Consider the following 20,675-nt stretch of genomic DNA (forward strand, 5'->3'; position numbering starts at 1 on the left):
ATCCTACTGATAAACGGCGGTGTGACGGCGCACCGGACGGAATCTCGTGTCCGTCAGCAGTTCGTCGTCCTCCATGTCCTTGTCTGTTGGGGCTTCCGGCGCTGCCGGTTTCAGCCATCCAATGTGGCCAAGGGTGGCGGAGCCGGACTTGTCCATACGCACGGCGGAGGCACAGCGTTTGGGCAGTGCCAGTTCGATTTCATATTCGAGTTCCAAACCCAGATAAAAGTCGATCAAGTCAAACAGTTTTTCTGTAAATGGATTGGGTTTGGTGCGCGTTGGTGGCAGGAATTTCCGATATTGATCAAGATCTTCGGTATAGATCCGGATGCGGATCTTGTCGCTGACACTGTAGATCTTAGCGCCAACGATTGTATCGCGTCCGAGACTTCCGGCGCCGCCAGGACCAAAACCGCCAAGGGCCAATTGATCATCCGGATCCAGATGCAGCCAGGTGCCGACGCATTGCTCGATTTCCACCCGGACACCGAAGGTTCCAGAGACCAGTGCTTTCAGCCGGGCGGCGCTCTTTACCTTGGGCGCCATAAGGCCGGCATAATGCAATTTCAGCCGGTCATCCAGCGTATCTTGATCGCGATAGAGCGGGGTTCCGATGCCAATGGTCGAGCCGATGTAAGCCAGGAAACGGTCGTCATCCGGCCGGTCATGCTGGACAATCGGGCGGGCATCGGCCCAGGCGCGGAAGAACAGCTGGATGAACCGGCCATTAAAAACATCCAGGAAACGCGGGAAACTGTCTTCGCCGCGCAGGCCCCGCATGATGGCTTCATCGGTGAGCGGGGCGGGCAGGGCACCATGCGGTCCCAGCAACCCTAAGAAGCGTTCCATCAGTACGAGGCCGCCTTTGACGTCCCGTTGAACCCGTTCAATTGTGGAGGGTGAGAACTCGCTGGAGGGGTCCTGGCCGAAGCGGACGATGTCTTCGTTGAGCCGGCGGCTTTTGCCGATCCGCGGTGGTGTACCCGGATCTGTTTTCTTTGACCCCTCATTGGCGGTGGATGGCTGTGCGGTTTGACCCTCCAGCATTCTAAGAACTGCCAGAAAATCATGACCGCCCGGATGGTCTTGCAAACGGGTTTCGAGGGCATTCAACAACGACGCATATTGTTGCTGGACCGGTGGGGCCGGTTCGATGGGTTCCTCCGGTATTTCCGGGTCTCCAACCTGTTCCGGTTCAGTCTCCGGTGTCAGGTCTTCTGTTTTTTCAGGTTTTGCGTTTGCTTTTTCTTGGTCTGCTTCAGTCTCACTGGATTTGGTCGCGTCCGATAAAGTCGTGTCAGTATCTTCAATCCTTTCAGACAGGTCTTCTTCGGAGGGCTGTGCCAAGCCGTTGGCGGGTTCCCAGGTTTCCTGACTAAACCCGCCAGGACGGATCACGGTTTTATCGGCCGCAGGCTGGGGTTTCCGGTCTGTGTCCGGCGTCGGCGCAGATTTGTTGCCAGCGTCGGTCATATGATCCCCTGCGCGCCCACCCGCGGCGGCCATTTCATGATGGTACCGCGTTCCGTCGTCGCGATGATGCATTGGGTGAAATGGTTGATCGACGCGTATTCGGCGAGGAACCGGTCAAGCACTGCGCCAAGCAGAAAAGCGCTGGCGCCTTCAAATGCCTTGTCATCCAAGGTCAGTGTGATTTCCAGGCCGCGGGCAACACCGGTGCCAGTTTTCTGCTGGAGACGCCGGACGACAGGCCGGGTTGAGACGGACAGAACCGATTGTGTTTGCCGGTCGGCCGCACTGTCGGAGAGCGGGGCAAACACACTTAGAATATCCCGGAAGGACCGGCCGTCTTCTCCCGCCGCATCATGGATCAGGCCGGAGTGGTTGAGTGTCATGATGTTGATGAGCCGCCAGACGATCGCCCCCACATGACCATCTTCACCTAAGCGTTCGTTATAGGAGAGAAGCGGAGGCCGCGGCGCGGTCGGGCCAGCGATACAATCAACCTTCAGGCCGACGTCATCCAAGATCCGGAAGTCCCCCAGTTGTGATGTGTCGGGATTGGAGCCAACGGGCAGATCAGCCGCGAGTGCCCGGTTGGAGGCGATCACCTTCAAGGAGAGCTCGGACAGTTTTTTGTCGCCACTGTCCAGCAAAGCTGCTGCATGCGCGCCGCTGGACAGCGAAACATAAGTCTCTGTTCCGATATAGCCGCTCGGCTGGCGGCGGCGGACCTCGGATGATGATTGGCGGCGCGGCAGGCGGCGGATGGTGTAGAACCAATCGTGGCCAGCTTTTTCAGCATCGGGGGCAACGCTGTAAAGCGGCTCGACACCACGCTTTTCACCGCCAGCGAAATGGGCATTCACTTCGGTGACCGAATGGACCTCATAATCAAGCGGCCGGGTCCGGTCCGCGATGACTGGAAATTCGTGCTGGCCTTTTTTTATCGGTATCCGGTCCGTCTGGCGCTCAAACAGATTGACGGCTGGGGCGGCATGTAGGGCGAAGATCTTGGGCTCAACGTGCGCGGGCAAGCGGCTTTCTGCTTCATCAAAGACAAAAACCAGATCAAAGGATTTCGCGTGAACCCGATCGAGGTAACGGCGAAGCCCGGTCAAACGCATGCCGAGAAAGCTGCGCGGAAAATTAAAATAGTCCCGCAAATAATCAAAGCCGGTGAACAACCGCTTGCTGTTGCGTAAAAGCGCGTCTTCTTCGTCAAATCCCAGCTGTTCAATCCCATTCACAGGGAGCCGTTGCAGGGTGACTTGCCCGAAAGCATCTTCGGTACGGATAAAAAGCGCGATCGTGTGACCGAAGATTTGTTCGTAGATTTTGGCCGCAAGATCCAGGGCACCGGTAAAGCGGATCGGAAGGCTATCAATACGGCATCCAGCGACCTGGTATTCCGGTTTTTTCAATGCTTCTTCGGCCGAGACCTCCATTTCCGGATCTTCAGACATCCGGTGGGTGAAGGTTAGGGCAAGTCCGGCCCGGGCCCGCCTGTCTTCGGCCATATCCGCGCCCATCCCGGAGATTTGGGCGGCGGAACTCAAATACCGCGCACCGGTCAATTCTAAAGGCGTCAGCGTCACGGGCGATGTGAAGGTGAACCGGCAACGCACTTCGCCCTGGCGTTCGCGGAACACGGCCTCCATAAGCGCGTGGCGCTTGATCGTGATGCCAGTCCTGAGATTGGCATCGCCATATTTCGGAGTGATCCGGGTCAGGACCATGGATGGGATCGGAGCTAAGGCGGATGGGTAAAGCTGCTCAAAAAAATTGGATGTGAATTCGGCGAACTCGTGCTTCATCTTCAGCTGCACACGGGCGGCAAGAAATGCTGTGCCTTCCAGCAATCCGGAGAGCATCGGATCGGACCGATCCTCCAAAAGGTCGCCCAGGCGCTGCGCCACAGCGGGATAGGCTTCGGCGAAGGCTGCACCCTGTTCACGCAGATAAGTGAGTTCCTGATTATAGAGATCGAGAAATTCGCGGTTCATGCTGAGGCCCCGACAATCTTGATCCGTCCAAACGCCGGGTCAACATCGGCGACAAATTCGCTGCCCACCCGGACCGGATCACATCTGATTTCCGCCTTGATCAGAAATCGGACTTTCAGATTGTCCTTTTCAAATTCGCGATCGCGCTCAACAACGAGGGTGCGCGGGTCCATTCGGGGTTCAAATCGGATCAAGGCCGTGCGGATATCGACCGCCAATTGTTCGATGCGGATCGTGTCAACCACATGCACAGAGAGATCCGGAAGACCGTAATTGAGGATTGAATTTTCCACTTCCGGAAAGTCGGACAAGTCCTGAGTGGAGTTCAATTGCACGGTATTGAGGAGGGCTTGTAAGTCCCGGCGGACTTCTGAAAGCAAAGCATGATCTGAAATGCCGTAGGCTCTGGTAAGGCGGCGCCCTGTTTTGAGAGCCTGGTTTTCGTTTTCAGCTTTTTGGCGCGCTTCTGCTGCCTTGAAGTCCGGATCATCCATTGCCCGGAAGGCCCACATCAGCGGCGAATGCAGTTTTGTCGTTTGTTTCGCCATTCACTGGCCCCACGCTGGCTTACGATCATCATTTTTTGAAAATTCGGATTATGAAAACTTAGCGGATGCCAAACCAAAAAGGCTCCAGCTGCCGGACATGTCCGGCAGCTGGTTTTGCGATCTTATTTCTTTTCGTTTGCGGCAATGTCCCAGCCGAACTCTGGAGCCGCGCCTTTCGAGCCGTCCGGGTTTTGGACGGTGTAGATATATTTATACTCACCGAAGTTCAGTGTTGCGTTTTCGGTAATCCGGTCTTCAGAGCCGGCGCCACCGGATTGCAAACTGGTGACAATAATGTCCTTCATCTCAATCTTGATGTACTCGAGCGGGCTGTCACCAGCGGCTTTGCGGACGTAAAGCGTGCCCTTGGTAATGTGTTTGCCGGTCGACAGATGCTGCAGCAGCACTGGGGTGGATTTGTCGACAAATTTGGTTATTGCCAGATCCTGGAAGTGGGCCTTACCAGAGCCGGAACCACCGCCCATATGGGTTGTGCCGGACTGAGACGCTCCCCATGACCATGACAGAACATCGATTTTGTCCTTATGGGTTTTGTCCTGTGCTTCACCGTTAATGCCATCAAGTTCTAGAAAAAAATCTACAGCCATTTTCTTAGGTCCTCTTGGGTGTTGACAACCGGCCAAATAGGTCCGGCCTTGTGTCTGTTACTTTCCTGACAACTCTTTCGAACCAATTGGTTCGATCCCCAAGGCGCATTCGCGTCCCGTAGTTACCTCCGCCCGGAAATCCGGGGATGCATCCGCTTGGGATGCCTGCCGGGCGGAGGGCTTGACCCCGTCCGGCAGATCTCATTCAGCTTGCGTCTTGCGGAATGCGCGACGCCAGGCTCATGCCAATGTCCATGCCTTCAAGCTGATAGTGTGGTCTAAGGAAGAACTGGGCTCTGTAATAACCCGGGTTTTCCTCGTCATCGATGATCGTGACTTTCGCTTCCCGCAACGGTTTGCGTGCCTTTGTTTCTTCCGTTGAATTGTCCGGATCACCATCGACATAGTCCATGATCCAGTCGTTCAACCAGCGCTGCAGTTGTGCTGCTTCTTTGGTCGAGCCGATTTTGTTGCGCACCATCACCTTCAGATAATGGGCAAACCTTGTGGTCGCGAACATGTAGGGCAGGCGGGCCGACAGGTTGTCGGATGCTGTTGCATCCTTGCCGTCCGGGCCAGAGAACTGCCGTGGTTTGAAGACCGACTGCGCGCCAAGAAAGGCAGCCTGATCGGTGTTCTTGCGGTGGATCAGCGGGATCAGTCCAAGCCGCGAGATTTCGTGTTCCCGCCGGTCGGTGATTGCGACTTCCGCCGGGCACTTCTGGTCAACCCCGCCGTCATCGGTCTCAAAGACATGGGTCGGCAGTTCTTCAACCAGTCCGCCGCTTTCCACGCCGCGGATCCGAACGGTCCAGCCGTATTCCTTGTAGGCCCGGTTGATGTTGGCCGCCATGGCATAGGCGGAGTTCATCCAGCCGTAGTTGTCATGGCTGTTGTCTTCGAATTCTTCTTCAAAGGCGAATTCTTCAACCGGATCGGATTTGGCGCCATAGGGCTGGCGGGCCAAGACCCTTGGAAGGCTGAGGCCGAGATATCTAGCGTCTTCAGATTCGCGAAGTGTCCGCCACTGAGCGTGAAGTTCGGTGTCAAAGACTTTCGACAAGTCCCGTTTTGCCGGCAGTTCCGTCCAGCTTTCCATCTGCATCAGCTTTGGATTGGCGGCTGCCAGGAACGGTGCGTGGGCTGCTGCAGAGATCTTCGCCATGCCGCGCAGGATCGTAATGTCTTGCGGTTCATTGGAGAATTCATAGTCTCCCACCAGACAACCATAGGGCTGACCGCCAAGCTGACCGAATTCGGCTTCATAGATCTGTTTGAACAGCGGGCTTTGATCCCATTTGGCACCACGGTAGCTCTTGAAGACGCCGGCCAGTTCATTTTTCGAGATGTTCAAAAAATGCAGTTTCAAGGACGCATCGGTCTCTGACTGATGCACAAGATAGTCGATGCCACGCCAGGCGCTTTCCAGCTTCTGATACTCAGGCGCATGAATGATTTCATTCACCTGGTCCGTCAGGGCGCTGTCCAGTTTGGCGATCATTTCGTCGATGGTGTCGTAAACATCGTCCTTGATCAGCGTCTGGTCAGCCATCGCCTCTTCAAGGAAGGTCGACATGGCGTTGTCGACCAGTTTGTTGGCCGTGTCATTTTTGTCCTGGATGCGGAAATTCTGCTTCAAGATCGAGGCGAATTCCTCAGGACTTTTTTCGGTAACCGCACCACCAGCCGGGGCGCCTTGTGTCTGGGCGTTGGTATCCGGATTGGTCATTTACGCCTCCTCTGCACCGCCGTTTTCAGCGGCATTTTCATCTGCCTCGGACTTATCCGCTTCGATCTGTTTGGCGAGCGCTGCCATTAAAGCCGGGTCACGGGTCAGTTCTTCCAGCTGGCTAATTGCCTGAACGCGGCCATCCATCATGGTGCGAAGAGCTGCCAGGCTACGGCGTGCTTCCAGGAGTTTGTTCAAGGCCGGGACCTGCTCGGCAACTCGGCCTGGGCTGAAGTCGTCCATGTTTTCAAACCGAAGCTGAACACTCAACTTGCTGCCGTCTTCACCCGATAGGCGGTCCTTCACGGTGAAGGAGGTGCCTGGCTGGATCGCCTTCATGCGCGAGCTGAAATTGTCCATATCTATGTCAGCCAGTTTTCGGTCGCCAATATCTGGCTTTTCAACGCCGGGACTATCGCCGGAGAGGTCGGCCATGATCCCCATGACAAACGGCAGTTCCACCTTTTCTTCCGCGTCGAACGGATCTTCATAGAAGATATGAACCCGGGGAGGCCTATTGCGCTTAATAAAGCTTTGCCCGCTCTTAGATGCCATTGTACTTGCCTTTCATTTCCTGTTCGGCGTCTTCGCCGGTCAAAGACAGTCAAATACAAGCGCAGGTAAATTCTATATTTTATTGTTTCTTTTTGTTCTGCGCTTCATCTTGTGTAGTTTATATAGCTTAGGAGTATTCATATTTAAGTGATCGTGGTCACATGATCGCGAGTTTTCAAAGGACTGTCTAAATATTGAGGACCTGTTCTGGGTCTGTGTCAAGATCAATAGTGTCAGTCAGTTACGTCAGCCTTTCATCCTTATTTTCTAAAAATTAGTATTAGTCGTCATCTGGACGTAGGAACAAATTCAATAGGCCGGTGAAGGATCCCGAGCTCATATTCTGAGCCTCTTCCAATAAAAGAGGGATCGGACTGGTGGGTTCGTTGGTCGCGAAATAGGCTTTAACGGCCGTAATCGCCTTCATTGCCTCGTTACGGTTTGAAATCGTTGGCGCTTCATATCCATCAATGTCGCCCAGGTCTCCGGTGCCGCTGTCGTTCAGATCCCGCAGCCGGTCATTGGACAACTGCAGACCGCTGGTTCCAAGCAGCAGGCTGACATCGTCAAAGCGCCGCGGCATGAGGATTTTCAACGCATCCAGATATGTGCGTCCAACAAGACCATGCGCTTCGCGGACAAGGAACAGGGCTGGATGGGACGGCTCTCGTGTTGCGAAATAGGTTTCCACCGTTTGCAGCAGTTGTTTTGCTTGAGCTGCGTTGGTCAGATCAGCCGTCGATGCCGGCTCAGTCGTCGTTTCGGTTTCATCAGCAGCAGGGTCAGTGTCCTCGCTACCTGCTTCGGTGTCATCACCAGGCTCGATCCGGCCAAGGCGCAGGTTCAGTTCAGACGACATTTCCCGCAGCAAGGTGCAGAGGTTTTCGAAATTTGGTGCAGAGGCTTCTTTTCCAGATTCCTCCAGCTTTGCCGCACAGACACTGGAAATGGTCTCCAGGAGATCCGGAAGTTCTGCAAGGTCCTTGAGAACAAGGTCGATTTGCTCCTGTTCCATTTCACCGGATGTCAAGGCAGCTTCAATAGCACCGAGGGATATGGTCGGTTCATCCGCACGCGCGGTGGCGGTACCAGCTGCGATTTGTATAGTGCGGTAGCTGATTGGGCCGCTGCGCCGGGTTTTTAGGAGAGGGGCTGCTTCGAGGGGCAAAAACACTGTCGGACGGCTGTTAAATCCTTCCAGGGCGCCGAGCCGTTCCATGTGATCGAAATCTGCATCGTCGGGCTGGACGCTTTCCCAGTGGTCGTTCAGCAGTTTTCGGATTGTGCGGATGGTATTGGCGAACTGGCTGAGGTTGCCATTTAGCAGGCTAAATCGGCCGAGATAAGCAAGCAGCCTGATGTCGCGGGATTGCTTTAAAAAGCCATCCATCTGATTGAACAATTCTGGGAAATCAAATTCAGTCCGGTCAAAATCACCAAAGCGTTCCGGCAGTTTTTCTTCGCAATAATCCATCAGGGCGGCGAATGCGGGGTCCGTGTCGAAAAGGTCCGGTCCGCAGCCAGCGCCTGGCGCGATCTCCGTGCCGTATGTGTCCGGGTCTAGATCCATATACGCCCCCGTCATGGGCCGGCTTTCCTGGTGAGGTAGGGTGTTTTTCGTTGCCCTCACCAGGATTTCCGGCCTTATCGTTCAAATCACTCAAATACCAATTTGCTCTCCACCCGCCGGTTCGCCGGGTCGTTAATGTCGGCCACTTTCGGCCGCGTTTTGCCGTAGCCAATGGTTTTCAGCCGGTTCCTGCCAACGCCAATCGAGACAAGAAATTCGGTGACGGCGCTGGCGCGATCTTCAGAGAGGCGCTGATTGTAAGATGCAGAGCCAATGCCGTCGGTATGGCCTTCGATCACAAATGCCGCAGTGGCTAGATCCGGATCGGAAATGCCCTTGGCAAATTCACGCAAGTTGGCTTTTGCAACGGAACTCAGCCGCGCTGAGGCGTATTCAAACGAGACAAGCAGGTTGAATCCTTCGCCAATTGCCTTCGTTTCTGGATCGGCGACCAAAGGTTCTTCGCCGGAATCCTGCGTTACAGCAACCTGGCCACCAGTGTCGTTGGCTGCCTGGTTCGGATTGCACTCATCTCTGGTGCCAATGCACAGAGCGCGAGATTTTCCCGCCGGCTTTAACGATCGTGTTTTGAGCTGCTTGAAATGCTGTTTCACGTCATCGGCGGAATATGTGGCGTCCTGGGCCGCAGCGGGCGTTGCCGTCGCCAGTGTTAAGGCGAGGGCTGCGGCCGTAGCCATTTTAACGAGTGTGCCGCGGATATCCGCAAAGTCTATGGTCGTTTCTGCGGTCCTGTCCTTAGACAATGTCATTGGTCAAACCTCCCTGTTGGACTTGAGATCAAGTCATTTCGTGGGTGTCAGGTAGCAGTCTGCCGGTTTCAAAAAAAAATAATGTGGCGAAAGTCACTAAAGTGCTGTTTGATGTCATTATGTCGTAAATCAGTGCAAAGAAGCAAGAGGACATTCAGTACGTTACGCAGGTGTGGTTCGCGGTTGCGGATTTATGTATTTGTTCTGAACTTAGATCGGAGGGGTGGTAATATTTACGGTGTGTGAATTAAATTTGGTCGGCAAAATATTATATTTAGACGAAACGTGTTGCTGAGCACATTTTTGGATTTCGATGTGACTTAATTCTAGGGAAGGTATTTTTTCAACAGGCGCTCCGACCGCGCCGATATTCGCTGGGAGAGAGATGTGGTTTCAGGTCAACTCAAACAATCACAGCGGATGGCTCAACTGACCTCTGTCTTCGGTAAAGACGAAGTTTCACTCGTCAAAATCGAAGTCGATGAAGGGATCAGTCAGGACTTTGAGATTGTGCTTGAAGTCTATAGCCAGCGTGAAGATCTGGATTTTGATCAGGCAATTGCCACGCATATGACCGTCAAAGTCACGACCAACAATGGTGATACGCGCCATTTTGATGGCCTGTTGACCGACGCGCGCTGGCTTGGCCACCGGGATGCCTATTATGTCTACCGTCTTACGCTGCGTCCCTGGTTCTGGTTGCTCACTAAAAATGCCAATTGCCGGATTTTTAAGGATATGTCGGCGCCGGACATTATTTCCGAGGTGCTGGGCGAACACGATTTTGCTGATTACCGCAAGACTCTGACCGAAAGCTACGAACCAATCCACTATTGTGTTCAGTATCGGGAGTCTGACCACGATTTTTGTTGCCGTTTGATGGAAGAGGAGGGGATCTCCTACTTTTTCGAACATAAGGATGGCAAACACACGATGATTTTGGCGGACGCCAAATCGTCCTACAGTCCTATTGAAGGAGATCCGGTCATTCCATTCATTCCGCTTGGCGGTGAAAGCCAACGGGACGAAGAGCATCTTTATCACTGGGTGCCTGGACGGCGGTTTAGAACCGGAAAATTCGCTGTCAACGATTACGACTTTGAAAAACCAAGCGCGTCTTTGGAAGCAGACCGGGAAGCTGGGGCTGCGTATCGGGCCGGTACACTGGAACATTATGATTATCCAGGCCGGTACAAGGAAAAAGATAAGGGCACAAACTTCAGCAAGATCCGTCTTGAAGCCGAGCAGGCCGCCGACAAGCGTGTTGAAACGGCTGGGGAAGTCCCAAGGCTTTTTGCAGGCGGTCTGTTTACACTCAAGGACCATTTCCATGGTCCGCAAAACAAGGAATATCTTGTTGTGCGGGCAAGCCATCAAATCATCACCGAACAATACCGGACCGGCGGTGGCGGTGGGTCTCAAGGCGAGGCGTACACTGGATCCTACGACGTGTTGCCGGCCGAAATTCCGTTCCGGACACCTGCAACTACCCGCAAACCGCGCATTCCTGGGCCGCAAACGGCCAAAGTGGTCGGGCAGGGTGAAATCGATGTCGATGAATACGGTCAGATCATGGTCGAATTTCATTGGGACCGCGACAAGACCCAGTCCCGCCGGGTACGGGTTGGGCAGATCTGGTCCGGCCAAGGCTGGGGCGGCATCGTCATCCCCCGTGTGGATCAGGAAGTGATTGTGCAGTTTCTGGAAGGCGATCCGGATCACCCCATCGTGGTCGGGACGGTGTATAATGCTGAAAACATGCCGCCTTATCCGTTGCCAGGTGAAAAGAACAAGGCCGGTGTCAAATCGGATTCCACCTTGGGCGGTGGCGGCTACAACGAGTTCGTGTTCGACGATACCAAGGGTCAGGAGCTGATCGGTGTTCATGCCGAAAAGGATCTGGATACGGTTGTTGAGAACAACGAAACCCGGGAAGTGAAGAACTGCCGCAGTTCGACAATCGGTGTTGATGAAACACTCGACATCGGCCGGGATCGGGAAACGACCATAGGCAAGAATGAAAAACTCGTTGTCGGTATGAAACGGGAAACCGAGGTCGGGATCACGCGTGATGAAACCATCGGTGTTGACTGGACCGTGCAGGCTGGAGCGAAAATCGAGTTTGTTGTTGGCGCCAGCAAAATCCTCATGACGCCGGCGTCGATTTCGATCGAATCTCCTGTGATCGACATCAAGGCGTCGGGGATGTTGAATGCCAAAGGCACAATAACAAACGTTGAAGGCACGGCGCTTCTGCGGCTGAAGGGCGGCGTGATGATGTTGAATTGATCGTCGGGACGAGCGGAAATTAGATTGTAAGATCGGGAGGTGCGTATATGGCAACGTCCAGGATCAGGTTCACAAAAGCGAGCCAGGTATTTGAGACCTATCCGGATTTGGATGAGACGGTGGCCAGGCCGGAAACCGACATGGCCCCACAAGCCTATCTGGACGAACTCCGGAAGGTCGATCCGCCGTTCAGCGCGCTTGCCTATTTTGCCCATGTTCTGCCAAAGCGCGAAGCGGTTTGGTGGGGGCATCAATGTGTGACGGGTTTACTGCCAGATCTCACCCGAACAGAAGCCGAAATCATGAAATTGTGCGAAGCCTGGGTACGCGACGGCGACGATGATAGCCGTGCGGCAGTCAAAAAGGCGGCAGAATCTATCAAAGCGGACAGTGCGCCTGTCTGGGTCGGATTTGCCGCTGGATGGTCCGGCGGATCTTTGTCTCCGAATGAAGACCATCGGGTCGAAACGCCTGATGATTTGACCGCAAAAGCAGTGAATACGGCATTGCTGATTGCGGTGGGACAGGTGGGCCCCGGAGACCGTTCCGAAGCAATCGATGCATGTCTGAATGCCGGGCTTGCGTTTGCAGAAGGCGCTTCAATGCCGGCCGTTTTAGCGGGTGCTGGTGTTAACAAAGCTGAGGCTGTTCCAGCCGGGACCGGAGGAGGATAAGCACGGATGCAAATCACTCTCCGAATTGAGAATGTGGACCGTCTCGAGACCGGTGGGCAGGTGTCTTACACCTGTTCAGACCGTGGTTTTGATATCGGGCGGCACGAACATCTCGATTGGAGCCTGCCGGATCCACATAGGGTAATTTCCGGCAAACACTGCGAAGTCCGCTTCGAGGGCAACGGGTTTGTCCTTTACGACATGTCGACGAACGGCACCTTTATGAATGGCAGTCCGAACCGGATGGATAAACCGCATGGTTTGAAGTCTGGTGACCGCTTTATGATCGGCGATTACATTATTTCGGTGGATTTAGAAGGAGTGGACGCCGTTCAAGCCGCGCCTGATCCCGTTGGTGCGCCGGCCGGCAATCAATGGGCCTCGCCTTTTGAAAGCGCGCCGGAACCGGCCATTCCGCACAGTGCCGGTTGGCCCGCAGCTGCGCCTGCAGCCCAAGATCCATCGTATCCCATCCCAGAGGCTCATAACCCTTGGGGCTCGCCGCAAACCGGTATGGAAGGCCGCCACGCACCGCCGTCAGATGCGCCGGGGATCGGTACTCCGGTGGATGATGTCTGGAGCCAACAAGGCCACGGCTGGGGAAATGCCGATCCAGCACTTTATTCGCCGCAACCGGAAACGCCAATTCAGCAGCCGCCGCGCCCGGCGCAGGCAGACCCGATGGACCATCTGGCACCGCAGCCGGACTTACAGCCTTCGCCAGATGTTCCACCATCAGCGCCGCAACCGTTTGCGCCTAGTAGCCCGGCGCCGCAGGAGGCGCCTCCCGCATCGCCGTTTGCCAGCGAAGACAGGAGTGCTGAACTGGCCGCGCCATTGTTCGGAATGCCGGATCTAGGGCCAGAAGAACCTGCGCCGTTACACGCAGCTCCACCTGTGCCAGAAGCTCAGGTAGAGAGCTCGCCCAGTTTCACCGATGCGGCTCCAGAGCCGGTTTTCCCGGAACCGGCAGCTCCGCCCGCACCGCCAGCTCAAACCGGCGCGTCAGACCCATTTGAAGAAGTGATAAAGGCTGCCGAGGTCTCCAGTTCGCCAGAGACATCTGCGCCAGCCGAACCAGTCGTGCAACCGGTTGAGATAGTTGCCGGTTCAGAACCTGGTGAGGCTGAGCCAGCTGAACAGACCGCTGCTCAATCACATCCAGCCGCAGTAGAGCCGGACACCACGGCAATTGATTTCTTGAAAGCCTTCGCAGAAGGCGCCGGTATTCCGCAGTCGGCGCTTGAGGGCCGCGAGCCGGAAGAGCTTGCACGTGAACTCGGAGAAATTCTAACCGGGATTACAGGCGATTTGATGGGGCTATTGGCGGCCCGCAGTCAGGTGAAAGCCATGACGCGCAATGCCAACCGGACAATGATCAGCCGCAGCGGCAATAATGCGCTGAAGTTCTCGCCAACACCTCAAGCCGCTTTGCAAACCATGCTGTCCAAGAGCGCTGAGGAAAACGGCTATCTGCCGATCCGCAAAGCCATGTCGAGTGCCTTCAAAGACATTCAAAAACATCATGTCTGGACCTATTCGGCCATGCAAAAGGCGGCGGCCCGGTTCGAGGAGACGTTGTCGCCCAAGGCCATTGAGTCTGAGGGCCTGGTTCAGAAAAGCACTTTTGGAAACCTGAAAGCCAAACAATGGGATCGGCTGGAGGAGCGCTGGACGTCCTTGGTCAGCGCTCATGATGATGGTCTGGTGGGTGTGTTCACCCAGTATTTTACGGAAAATTATGAGGAATTGAGCCGTGCAGACGAGGGGGACGCCCCTGGATTCTAGGTGCCAATTGTTGAGGTGCCGTCAAGCATGTGCCGTTTGTTGAAGGAGCAGTGCTTATATGTCGTGGTATAGCAAGGTCGCATGGACCGAAGGCCTGTTTTTAAGGCCGCACCATCTGCAGCAAAGTGACCGATACGCGGAACATTTGCTCGACGAACGGGTGCGCCTTGCTTCGCCCTATCCTTGGGGCTTTGCCGATGTTGAAATCGATCAGGATGTCGGTCAGCAGTGCCGGTTTGCCCTGCGCCATGGCCGCGGCATTTTTCCTGACGGCACGGTCTTCAATTTTCCAGCCGATGGAACATCGCCGCCAGCGATTGATGTGCCTGAAGATGCCGCTGGACAGATCGTTTGGCTTGGGATCCCGGAAACCACCGTCAATGCGGTGGAAGTCGCAAATGGCCGGGATGATGCGGCCACCCGGTATGTCCAAGGGCGGGAGACGATCATCGATTCCACCTCTGCCTTGCGCCAGGAAGAAGAAATCGATGTTGCTCATCCGCGGCTGATGTATTCGATCCGCTCAACCCCGCATCCCGGCCATGTCTGCCTGCCGGTGGCACGGATCACCGAAATCAAGGACCGGATTGTGATCACCGACGGGTCTTTTGCACCGCCAGTTCTGGCCTGTCACGTTCATCCTGTGGTGACCGGGTGGATCGATTCCGTGATCGGCTGGGTGGAACGCAAGCTTAGTGAATTGGCGCGTTATGCCGCTGATACATCTGCTGGCGGCGGATTGCAGAACTTTGATTATCTGACGCTGCAAATGTTGAACCGGATGCATCCGATGCTGATGCATCTGCGCAAATCGGCGTACATTCATCCGGAGCGCCTCTACTGCGAACTGCTGCAGGTTGCCGGAGAGCTGGCAACTTTTGCTACGGAAGAGCGCCGGGCCCGGAACTATCCGGTTTATGACCACGACCGGCTGCACGACATCTTCAAGCCGGTTCTTGCTGACATACAGGCGTTTCTATCGGCTGGTTACGACCGCCGTGCGATCCGTCTGCCGCTCGAACAGTTGGCGCCGAATGCGTTTAAATCGACGATTGTCGACCGCAATCTGTTCTCCCAAGCAAACTTTGTTATTGAAGTTGCGGCGCGCCGCCCATTGACGGAGATCCAGACAGAGTTCCCAAGGCTCTTCAAGGTCGGCCCGTTCAGCCAAATGCGCCAGATTGTTTATTCGAACCTTCCGGGCATCCCGCTCATTCATATGCCGGTGCCGCCGGCACAAATCCGGGCCTTGACCGACCGGGTCTATTTCCGTCTCGACAAGACAACACCGCTGTGGCGTGAATTCAGCCAGGATTCAGCAATTGGCCTGCAGTTCTCAGGCAATTGGCCGGACCTGCAGCTTGAGTTCTACGCCATTCGGGAGGATCGCTGATGGCCGACGATGACGATCCCTTTGGTGTTTCCAAGCGCAAGGGTAAAACCATCGTCCGGCCAAACCCTGGTGGCCGGTGGAGCGAAACACCGTCCGACGCGCCGCCGCCTGCACAAGCGACGCCGCCGCAAGCGCCGCCAGGTCAGATAAACCAGCCGCCGCCCAACCCGCCGCCGCAACAACCGCCGGGACAGGCTGCGGGAGCTGATCCGTGGCAACGCGGTGGTGCGGGCCAAGATCCATATGCCCCGACCCCAACCGGCTATGAATATGGGCAGGAAAAAGCGCCGGACCTGCATCATCCGCCGCAGGCGGCACCAGCCGCGCCACAACAACCGCCGCCGCCCACTCAAGGGCAATTGGCGGCAACACCTGATTTGGCGCAGATCCGGGTCGCGAACCGAAATCCGATTTCGCGTGCGGCCGCGCCGCTGTTGCTGCTTTTGGGGCGTCTGCATCTGACCATGACGGATGCGCAGTTCGATGCGCTGATGCGCGACGTTTATAACGCAATCAAGAGCTTTGAAAAGGAACTCAGAAATTCCGGCATAACTGACGATCAGATCCGCTCAGCAGCCTATGCCCTTTGCGCAACATCGGACGACATCGTCCAGAATTTGCCGTCGGCCGGACGTCATCAGTGGACCCAATATTCGATGCTGACCCAGTTTTTCGGGCAGGCGACCGGCGGTGTCGAGTTTTACCAGCTTCTGGAAAAGGCCAAACAGGATCCAGGCCGGAATTATGGCGTTCTGGAAGTCATGCACTCCTGCCTGTCGCTTGGCTTTTTCGGCAAGTACCGGGCCATTCAGGGCGGTCAGCAGGGCCTGGAACGCGAACGCCGCGACCTTCATGAAATCCTGCGCCGGGTCCGGCCACGTCCTGGGGATGATCTCTCGCCCCATTGGCGCGGCCTGGAACTGATGCAGAAAAAATCGGGGTTTTCCATCCCAATTTGGTCGGTCGCCGCAATCTGCGCGGCGATTCTCATGGGGGGATACATCACATTGCTCCTGCTGCTGTCTGGAGGCAGTGAGGTTTTGGCAAGCCGGGAAGCTGCTCTTTTCCCAAACGGGCCGATTGAGCTTGCCCGTGCAGGGTATCAACCCAAGCCACCGCCACCGCCGCCGCCGCCAGAAGATGCCCTGATTGACGTTTTGAACGACCGGATCGGCGACTTGGAAGGCCTGGAGATATCGCAGGCAGGCCCTGCCGTGCTCCTGCGCATGCGCGCGCAATTTGATGTCGCCGCAGCGACCTTGAAACCGGAGTTCGAGGACTTGGTTGTTCAGGTTAGTACAACATTGAATGAAGAGGGTGGCGAGATCCTTGTTGTCGGGCACACGGACAGCGATCCGATCCGCAACAATCCCCGGTTCCCGAGCAACTGGCACCTGTCCGTCGAACGCGCCAAATCCGTCGCAGCAATCATGCAAGGGATCCTGGAAGATCCGGACCGGATCATCGTGGAAGGCCGGGGCGCAGATGAGCCGATTGAGCCGAACACAAGCCGCGAGGGTAAGGCGAAAAACCGGCGTGTGGATGTCTTCGTCAAACCCTTGCCCGGACGGCCGGTCGCGGCCCTGCAACTTGGTGAGAAAAACCAGGAATAAAGGCTATTTGGATGAAGTTCTGGTTTGGAATTATTGCGATTTTCTTAGGCATTTTTGCCTTGATTGCCTTGATCTGGTTTGGCGGACCTTTCTTGGCGATCGCAGGCGTGCGGCCGTTTGAACCCTTGTGGGTACGCTTAACGCTGGCTTTGCTGATCCTGCTCAGCATTGGCGGTTGGCAGATCTACCGGATTTACAAACGGATCAAGGCAAACCGGGAACTGGAACAGGAAATTATTCAGCCCAAAGCGAGCGAAGAAGACTTGCAAATCATGTCTGAGCGAATGGCCGATGCGCTGAAGACGCTCAAAAAAGCGAGCGGCAACTCCAGAACATATCTTTATGATCTGCCCTGGTATTTGATGATCGGACCGCCCGGTGCCGGCAAAACGACCGCCTTGATGCAGTCCGGTCTGAAGTTCGCCAACTCCCGCGGCAAGGGGGAAGCCCAAAAGCTGGAAGGCCTGGGCGGCACCCGGTTCTGCGACTGGTGGTTTGCCGAAAGCGCGGTGCTGATCGATACGGCCGGGCGTTATACAACGCAGGATTCTGATGAGGAACATGACCGTGAGGCCTGGCAAGGGTTTTTGAAAATCCTGCGCAAGGCGCGGCCGAAACAGCCGATCAATGGCGTCATGGTGTCGATCAGCCTGGAAGACCTGATGACGCTTCCAGAAGATGATCTGAAGTTGCACACCGACGCGATCCGGGCCCGGCTGGTCGAGCTCTACAAAACGCTCAAGATCGATTTTCCGGTCTACATGATTTTCACCAAGGCCGACACGATTGCCGGTTTCATGGAGTTTTTTGGCTCCTATCCGGAAACCCGCCGGAACCTTGTGTGGGGTGCAACGTTCCAGACCCGTGAAAAAACCAAGAATATGGTCGCTGAAACCCCGGCCGAATTTGATCTTCTTATTGAACGCTTGAATGAGGAGCTGCCGGACCGCCTACAGGAAGAGCCGGATCCACGCGCACGGTTGATGTTGTTCGGCCTGCCGACCCAAGTCGCATCGCTGAAGGATCGGGTGATCGGCTTCATGAACGCCATATTTGAGCCGAGCCGCTATTATCCGAATGCCGTTCTGCGCGGCTTCTACTTCACCTCCGGTACTCAGACGGGAACCGCCATTGACCGCGTCATCGGATCAATGAGCCAGGCTTTTGGCACCGCCTATCAGGCCGCGGCCCTTTCAGGGCAGGGCAAGAGCTATTTCCTTCGTGATTTGCTGACAAAGGTGATCATCGGAGAATCCGGTTGGGTCTCCAACAACCGGCAAGCGGTGCGTCTTGCGACCGCGGCGCGGATAGCTGTTTATGCCGCCATCGGTCTGCTGACCATTGGGTTGGGAACTTTGTGGACCATCAGTTATCTAAACAACAAGGCCTTGATCGAAGAGACGAATGCGGCGGTTGCCACAGTCCGGTCGAATGGGGAAGGGGTGATCGACCAAAGGATCGTGCGCGATAATAACCTGGTCGATGTAAATGCCATCCTGTTGTATTTGCGTTCACTTCCCGCCGGATACAACACGCGGGATGACGACATTCCTCTCATGGAGCAATTTGGCCTCAGCCAGCGGGAGCGGCTGGTGGCAGCCGGGATATCGTCCTACCGGAGCGGTCTGGAGCGGCTCTTAAGACCCCGGTTGTTGCTGCGCATTGAAGAGCAGATGGCCGATGTTCTGGACAACCGGCAAGGGCCGGACCGCAGCGAAATTGATGTTCTTTACAATCTTGCCAAGCTCTACAGGATGGTTGCGGGCGACGCGCCGGAAATCGACAAGGAGCAGATCAAAAATTCCTTCCGCGCGGATTTCCTGGCAAGTTTCCCTGGACCTGGAAATGAAGCCCTGCGGTTCCAGTTAAACAGCCACATTGCGGCGATGCTGGATCTGGATTTTGGCGGCTCTGTGCTGACCAGCCAGCTGGACGGGGTTCTCGTCGAAGAAGTGCAGAGGGAACTGGCGCGAGTCAGCCTGGCCGAACGCGGCTATGCCTTATTAAAATCCCGGGCCAAAGGCCTCAGCGCCGAGCACTGGATCGCCAAACAGCGCGGCGGTCCGGATATGGAAACGATCTTTGAAACGGAAAACGGCGATACGCTGGATACCGTTGTCGTCGACAAGTTCTATACCTATCCAGGCTTCCATTTGACGGTTTTGCCGAATTTGGCCGGCATCCGGGAAGAGCTGGAACGCGACAACTGGATTTTCGGCAAGATCGGCGAGGCGACCGCTTTCTCCGGCCAATACCAATCTCTGCCGGCGGAAATCCTGGGGCTTTACACCAAGGACTTTATCGCGGCCTGGGACACAGCGCTCGGAAATCTGAAATTCAAGTCGATGAGCAGCGACAAGCCGCTGTATACGACCCTGCAAGCGGTCTCTGCGCCGACGTCGCCCATCGTCCAGCTGTTGGAAAGTGTCCGCAGCGAAACATCGCTGACAAAGGATCAATCCGCAGGTGACGGCGGCGGACTTGGTGCCTCCAGCGGCCAGGCCAAGGAAGTCGGGGCTGGGGCTGCAGAGAAAGTCTTCCAGCGCTATGTGATTGATTCTTCTGGTGGTCTGAAGCGCATTGGCCTGGAAGCGGGATTGAAGTTGCTGGCGCCCCAAGGTATTTCAGGCGCAATTGGCGCAGCAGGTGGCCAAAACGATCCAGGTGTTGTGCCTGGGCAAGCCATCGAGGATTATTTCCGGCCCTATCATGTGCTTGTTGAAGGAAGTAACAGCCGCAAGATTGATGCGTTGCTGCTCAATTTCAAAAACATTCTCGACAATCTGCTGGTCGTTGCGAACAACCCGCTGCAGAGCGAAACCGCGAATTCGAACGTTCAAATCCAAGCGTCACTTTTGCGCAGCAACGCCACCAGATTTCCCAGCCCGATCGACCGTTTGATCCAGCAAGCGGCGAAGGAATTCGATGAAGAATACAAGGAAACGTCGATCTCGCAGCTCAACGAAAAACTCAAAATTAATGTCGTTGGCAGCTGCCAGAAAATCGTTGGCCGCAATTATCCGTTCAACAATGGCCGTTCTGAAGTTGCGATGACGGATTTTGCCAAGCTGTTTTCTCCTTCCGGGATCATGCAGCAGTTTTTCGATCAGAACCTGAAGCCGCTGGTCAATACCAGTGCACGGCCGTGGACCTGGAAACCGGAAGTGACCCAGGCGGACCGGCTGTCCAATGCCACTTTGCGCCAGTTTGAACGGGCCGCCTTGATCCGGGATGCGTTTTTTCCGACCGGCAACGCCTATCCCTCGGTCGGCTTGCAAGTCGTGCCGCGCGCATTGTCGCCCCAGGCAGATGCGGCAAGCATGGAAGTGAACGGCAACCTTGTTTTGGTCAATCGTGGGCCAGGATTCAACGCCGAAATCCAACCACTGCCAGCCAGTTTTGACTGGCCCGGCAATTCGGCAACTCCCCGGATGGTTCTGGTAGTTGTCCCAGAGGTGCCTGGTTACAAATCCCGGCAGGAAATCCATGGGGACTGGGCGTTCTACCGGTTCGTGCGGGCAAACCGGGTCAGTTCGAAAGGCAAGAGCTTCGTCATTCGAAGGACTTTGGGCGGCCGGCAAGTCGCCTTTACCGTCACTTTAGGCACAAAACCCAATCCATTCTTTTTGTCGGCCGTCGGTGAGTTCCGATGCCCGACCAGTTTTTGACGT

The 20,675-nt window shown here is 55.6% G+C and carries 14 protein-coding genes; 6 read left to right on the forward strand and 8 right to left on the reverse strand.

Going from position 1 to position 20,675, the window contains the following annotated elements:
* Positions 1–3: 3 nt before the first annotated feature.
* The 8 genes from tssG to FJ695_RS17185 form a co-directional block, all read right to left on the reverse strand.
* Entirely contained in the window at positions 4–1,473 is a 1,470-nt protein-coding gene (gene tssG, locus FJ695_RS17150; RefSeq protein ID WP_168206399.1) for a type VI secretion system baseplate subunit TssG, read from the reverse strand.
* A complete protein-coding gene (tssF, locus tag FJ695_RS17155; RefSeq protein ID WP_141186582.1) occupies positions 1,470–3,467 on the reverse strand; it encodes a type VI secretion system baseplate subunit TssF in 1,998 nt (665 codons plus the stop codon). Before tssF ends, tssG begins: the two co-directional genes overlap by 4 nt.
* The gene (gene tssE / locus FJ695_RS17160; RefSeq protein ID WP_141186583.1) at positions 3,464–4,015 is read right to left on the reverse strand and encodes a type VI secretion system baseplate subunit TssE; all 552 of its coding nucleotides are present in this window, start codon (positions 4,013–4,015) and stop codon (positions 3,464–3,466) included. Before tssE ends, tssF begins: the two co-directional genes overlap by 4 nt.
* A gap of 122 nt (positions 4,016–4,137) precedes the next feature.
* Positions 4,138–4,623, reverse strand: coding sequence for a type VI secretion system tube protein Hcp (locus FJ695_RS17165; RefSeq protein ID WP_141186584.1), 486 nt, complete (start codon positions 4,621–4,623; stop codon positions 4,138–4,140).
* Positions 4,624–4,828: 205 nt separating this feature from the next.
* Positions 4,829–6,352: a type VI secretion system contractile sheath large subunit gene (gene tssC / locus FJ695_RS17170; protein ID WP_141186585.1), complete on the reverse strand. Its 1,524-nt coding sequence runs from the start codon at positions 6,350–6,352 to the stop codon at positions 4,829–4,831.
* Positions 6,353–6,907: a type VI secretion system contractile sheath small subunit gene (gene tssB / locus FJ695_RS17175; protein ID WP_141186586.1), complete on the reverse strand. Its 555-nt coding sequence runs from the start codon at positions 6,905–6,907 to the stop codon at positions 6,353–6,355.
* Between the two features lie 280 nt (positions 6,908–7,187).
* Complete coding sequence (locus FJ695_RS17180) at positions 7,188–8,492, reverse strand: ImpA family type VI secretion system protein (RefSeq protein ID WP_141186587.1); 1,305 nt, start codon at positions 8,490–8,492, stop codon at positions 7,188–7,190.
* Between the two features lie 71 nt (positions 8,493–8,563).
* On the reverse strand, positions 8,564–9,247 hold the full coding sequence (locus tag FJ695_RS17185; RefSeq protein ID WP_247653671.1) for an OmpA family protein: 684 nt from the start codon (positions 9,245–9,247) through the stop codon (positions 8,564–8,566).
* 387 nt (positions 9,248–9,634) lie between these two features.
* Between FJ695_RS17185 and FJ695_RS17190 the strand changes: the two genes are divergently transcribed.
* From FJ695_RS17190 to tssM, 6 genes are read left to right on the forward strand one after another with little or no spacing between them, the layout of a single operon-like run.
* Entirely contained in the window at positions 9,635–11,536 is a 1,902-nt protein-coding gene (locus FJ695_RS17190; protein WP_247653672.1) for a type VI secretion system Vgr family protein, read from the forward strand.
* Between the two features lie 47 nt (positions 11,537–11,583).
* Positions 11,584–12,210, forward strand: coding sequence for a hypothetical protein (locus FJ695_RS17195; protein WP_141186588.1), 627 nt, complete (start codon positions 11,584–11,586; stop codon positions 12,208–12,210).
* A 6-nt stretch (positions 12,211–12,216) separates the two neighbouring features.
* A complete protein-coding gene (gene tagH / locus FJ695_RS17200) occupies positions 12,217–13,998 on the forward strand; it encodes a type VI secretion system-associated FHA domain protein TagH (protein WP_141186589.1) in 1,782 nt (593 codons plus the stop codon).
* Positions 13,999–14,056: 58 nt separating this feature from the next.
* Positions 14,057–15,391: a type VI secretion system baseplate subunit TssK gene (gene tssK / locus FJ695_RS17205; RefSeq protein ID WP_141186590.1), complete on the forward strand. Its 1,335-nt coding sequence runs from the start codon at positions 14,057–14,059 to the stop codon at positions 15,389–15,391.
* Positions 15,391–17,004: a type IVB secretion system protein IcmH/DotU gene (gene icmH, locus FJ695_RS17210; RefSeq protein ID WP_141186591.1), complete on the forward strand. Its 1,614-nt coding sequence runs from the start codon at positions 15,391–15,393 to the stop codon at positions 17,002–17,004. The genes tssK and icmH overlap by 1 nt, the downstream gene beginning before the upstream one ends.
* Before the next feature lie 11 nt (positions 17,005–17,015).
* On the forward strand, positions 17,016–20,672 hold the full coding sequence (gene tssM, locus FJ695_RS17215; protein ID WP_141186592.1) for a type VI secretion system membrane subunit TssM: 3,657 nt from the start codon (positions 17,016–17,018) through the stop codon (positions 20,670–20,672).
* Positions 20,673–20,675: the final 3 nt, after the last annotated feature.

Source organism: Labrenzia sp. PHM005 (assembly GCF_006517275.1).
Taxonomy (GTDB): Bacteria; Pseudomonadota; Alphaproteobacteria; order Rhizobiales; family Stappiaceae; genus Roseibium.

What these genes read in the sequence shown, in the direction of transcription:
- tssK (WP_141186590.1), top strand. Translation starts at nt 14,057, where the DNA reads ATGTCGTGGTATAGCAAGGTCGCATGGACCGAAGGCCTGTTTTTAAGG.
- FJ695_RS17185 (WP_247653671.1), bottom strand. Translation starts at nt 9,247, where the DNA reads ATGACATTGTCTAAGGACAGGACCGCAGAAACGACCATAGACTTTGCG.
- tssB (WP_141186586.1), bottom strand. Translation starts at nt 6,907, where the DNA reads ATGGCATCTAAGAGCGGGCAAAGCTTTATTAAGCGCAATAGGCCTCCC.
- tssF (WP_141186582.1), bottom strand. Translation starts at nt 3,467, where the DNA reads ATGAACCGCGAATTTCTCGATCTCTATAATCAGGAACTCACTTATCTG.
- FJ695_RS17195 (WP_141186588.1), top strand. Translation starts at nt 11,584, where the DNA reads ATGGCAACGTCCAGGATCAGGTTCACAAAAGCGAGCCAGGTATTTGAG.
- FJ695_RS17180 (WP_141186587.1), bottom strand. Translation starts at nt 8,492, where the DNA reads ATGACGGGGGCGTATATGGATCTAGACCCGGACACATACGGCACGGAG.
- tssG (WP_168206399.1), bottom strand. Translation starts at nt 1,473, where the DNA reads ATGACCGACGCTGGCAACAAATCTGCGCCGACGCCGGACACAGACCGG.
- tssM (WP_141186592.1), top strand. Translation starts at nt 17,016, where the DNA reads ATGAAGTTCTGGTTTGGAATTATTGCGATTTTCTTAGGCATTTTTGCC.
- tssC (WP_141186585.1), bottom strand. Translation starts at nt 6,352, where the DNA reads ATGACCAATCCGGATACCAACGCCCAGACACAAGGCGCCCCGGCTGGT.
- FJ695_RS17165 (WP_141186584.1), bottom strand. Translation starts at nt 4,623, where the DNA reads ATGGCTGTAGATTTTTTTCTAGAACTTGATGGCATTAACGGTGAAGCA.
- icmH (WP_141186591.1), top strand. Translation starts at nt 15,391, where the DNA reads ATGGCCGACGATGACGATCCCTTTGGTGTTTCCAAGCGCAAGGGTAAA.
- tssE (WP_141186583.1), bottom strand. Translation starts at nt 4,015, where the DNA reads ATGGCGAAACAAACGACAAAACTGCATTCGCCGCTGATGTGGGCCTTC.
- tagH (WP_141186589.1), top strand. Translation starts at nt 12,217, where the DNA reads ATGCAAATCACTCTCCGAATTGAGAATGTGGACCGTCTCGAGACCGGT.